At 70.5% G+C, this 2,443-nt stretch carries 3 protein-coding genes; 2 read left to right on the plus strand and 1 reads right to left on the minus strand.

Translation table 11 applies throughout. The features are described from left to right. Positions 1-158 precede the first annotated feature (158 nt). Positions 159-371, plus strand: a complete 213-nt coding sequence (locus tag AOK03_RS39090) for a hypothetical protein (RefSeq protein ID WP_055570095.1) — start codon at positions 159-161, stop codon at positions 369-371. Between the two features lie 91 nt (positions 372-462). Then, the gene (locus tag AOK03_RS39095; protein WP_055570096.1) at positions 463-981 is read left to right on the plus strand and encodes a SixA phosphatase family protein; all 519 of its coding nucleotides are present in this window, start codon (positions 463-465) and stop codon (positions 979-981) included. A 107-nt stretch (positions 982-1,088) separates the two neighbouring features. Here the strand turns inward: AOK03_RS39095 and serB are convergent, their stop codons facing one another. Then, positions 1,089-2,303 carry a phosphoserine phosphatase SerB gene (gene serB / locus AOK03_RS39100; RefSeq protein ID WP_055570097.1) on the minus strand — a complete coding sequence of 405 codons (1,215 nt, stop codon included), beginning with the start codon at positions 2,301-2,303 and terminating at the stop codon, positions 1,089-1,091. Positions 2,304-2,443 lie beyond the last annotated feature (140 nt).

Here is a 2,443-nt window from a genome sequence, read left to right on the forward strand (position 1 = left end):
CACTTTGAAGACACGACCTAGCACCCCCATCCCCTAGGGGGCCAGTGTCAGGGTCAAGTGGGTGGATCTCCGGATGGGTTGAGGGTCGCTGATCGCCTAACTTCGAGTTGTGGCCGCGAAGACGCGGCACGGACCACTCGAGGACCACGGAGGCGGCAATGTCGGCCCGCTCGCACACCCCGCGCGACCCGGCGAAGCCGGGCAGCATCGAGGTCCAGCTCCCCTGGTGGGCGATCGCCCTTCCCGCCATCGCCTTCGCGTCCCTGCTCCTGCTGATCCTGAACCCGGTGGACGCGCACGCGGCGACCAGCGAGCCGGTGATCACCAACCTCCTGGAGCGCATCCAGACGATGATCCTGCGCACGACGTAGTGACCCCGCTGCGACCGGCGCCGTCACCCGCGCCGGGGGACCGCGCCAACTCCCTGCGCCCCGTGGCGCGTTTCATGCGAAGCTGGGATGCATGAGCGTCGCAGAACCCCGCAGGATTGTCCTCTTCCGGCATGCGAAGGCCGATTGGCCGCAGGTTTCCGACCACGAGCGGCCGCTCGCCGAGCGCGGACGCCGGGACGCCCCCGTCGCCGGGCGCAAGCTGGCCGACAGCGGCAGCGCCTTCGACCTGGCCCTCTGCTCGACCGCCACCCGGACCCGCGAGACCTGGAAGCTCGCCGTCCAGGAGCTGCCGCAGCGCCCGAAGACCGTCTACGAGGAGCGGTTGTACGAAGCCTCTCCCGGCGAGCTGATCGCCGTGCTCAACGAAACCCCGGACGACGTCCAGAACCTCGTCCTGATCGGCCACAACCCCGGCGTCCAGGGCCTGACGGACGTCCTCGCGGGGGACTCCGAGGGTGACGCCAGAACGCGGCTGAACCGCAGGGGCTTCCCGACCGCGGCCTTCGCCGTCCTGACGTACTCCGGTTCGTGGAAGGCGCTCGAGCCCGGCGTGGCCACCCTCGTCGACTACTGGGCGCCGTCCGAGTAGTCCTCCTCCCCGTCCACCGTCAGGGGCCCGGCACCTCAGTGGTGCCGGGCCCCTTTGACGCGGCGGGTCGACGTACGCGGTGGACGTACGTGATCCGCGCGGTGACGTCAGTCGGTGTGCATGTCCGCCGCCTCGACCTCTTCGCGGGTGATGCCGAGGAGATAGAGGACGGTGTCCAGGAAGGGGACGTTCACCGCGGTGTGTGCGGCCTCGCGGACCACGGGCTTGGCGTTGAAGGCGACCCCGAGCCCCGCCGCGTTCAGCATGTCCAGGTCGTTGGCGCCGTCGCCGATCGCGACGGTCTGCTCCAGCGGTACCCCGGCCTCCGTGGCGAACCGGCGCAGCAGCCGGGCCTTGCCCGCGCGGTCGACGATCTCGCCGGTCACCTTGCCGGTGAGCTTGCCGTCGACGATCTCCAGGGTGTTGGCCTGGGCGAAGTCGAGGCCGAGACGTTCCTTCAGGTCGTCGGTGACCTGGGTGAACCCGCCCGAGACGACGCCCACTTGGTAGCCGAGGCGCTTGAGGGTGCGGATGAGGGTGCGGGCACCCGGCGTGAGCCGGACCTCGGAGCGGACCTTGTCCACGACCGAGGCGTCGAGGCCCGCCAGGAGTGCCACGCGGGCGTGCAGCGACTGCTCGAAGTCCAGCTCGCCGCGCATCGCGGCCGACGTCACCTCGGCGACCTGGTCCTCGCATCCGGCGTGCGCCGCGAAGAGCTCGATCACCTCGTCCTGGATGAGCGTCGAGTCGACGTCCATCACGACCAGGCGCTGGGCGCGGCGGTGCAGGCCCGCCGAGACGACCGCGACGTCCACGCCGAGCCGGGCGGCCTCTATGGCGAGGGCGGTGCGCAGCGGCTCCGTCTCGGTGCCGGACACCGCGAACTCGACGGCGGTGACCGGGTACTTGGCGAGCCGGAAGATGCGGTCGATGTTGCCGCCGGTGGCGGTGATGCTGGCGGCGATCGCGGCCGTCGACTCGGAGGTCAGCGGGTGGCCGAGGACGGTCACGAGCGAACGCCCGAGGCCTCGCGGCCGGTTGTCGCCGATGCCGGAGATGATCTCGGCCTGCATCTTCATGGACTCCGCCCAGCTGTGGACGGTGGCCCGCAGGTCGCCCTCCAGACCGGCGGGCGGCTCGGTCACGAGCGCGCACAGCACGATCCGGCCACGGGTGACGACCTGCTCGATGTCGACGACGTCGACGGAGTAGGCGGCGAGGGTGTCGAAGAGGCCGGCGGTGATGCCGGGGCGGTCCTTGCCGAAGATCTTGACGAGGAGCGTCGGGATGTCGGCGGGCTGAGGGGGCTGCGAAGCACTCATGGTGATCCCTACGGTATCCGCCCTCCTGGCGCGGGTGTCCCGCGGTCCGAGTGCCGGACATCCGTTGTTCGTGGGCTCGGCGCCTGCGGTCTGCCGTCTCGTCGGGTTGCGTCGAGTCGCGCGGTTCGGTGTTTCTGTAC

Origin of the sequence: Streptomyces atriruber (assembly GCF_001418325.1) — a bacterium.
Taxonomy (GTDB): Bacteria; Actinomycetota; Actinomycetes; order Streptomycetales; family Streptomycetaceae; genus Streptomyces; species Streptomyces atriruber.